This window comes from Pseudoalteromonas sp. S3178 (assembly GCF_005886985.1).
GTDB classification, from domain to species: Bacteria; Pseudomonadota; Gammaproteobacteria; order Enterobacterales; family Alteromonadaceae; genus Pseudoalteromonas; species Pseudoalteromonas carrageenovora.
Genome location: NZ_PNCW01000395.1, coordinates 1 through 273, shown reverse-complemented (window position 1 = coordinate 273; position 273 = coordinate 1). Strand labels below are relative to the sequence as shown.

Here is a 273-nt window from a genome sequence, read left to right as displayed (position 1 = left end):
GCGTAATTCACCACCTTGTTTTAGCGTCTGCTTGGCTTGTACAAACATTTGCCAAGCAATGTGATCAGTGATGGCTTGCGCTTGATGAAACGGAGGGTTACATAACACTAAGTCAGCTGAACCCAGTGTGAAGTCTGTAAGGCAGTCATTTTGAATAAAGGTACAGTTACTGATTTGCTCAGGTAAGTTATGCAGTACATTATGTTCTGCACTTGCAACAGCCATGGCAGATTCATCCACAAATGTCAGTTTAGCATTTGGCATTTTGGCGAG

General features: G+C 42.9%; 1 protein-coding gene. It reads right to left on the bottom strand.

What is annotated here, in order from left to right; translation table 11 throughout:
- Nucleotides 1-273 (bottom strand): class I SAM-dependent methyltransferase (locus CWC11_RS21460; RefSeq protein WP_138684218.1); only part of this gene is annotated, 273 nt, incomplete at both ends.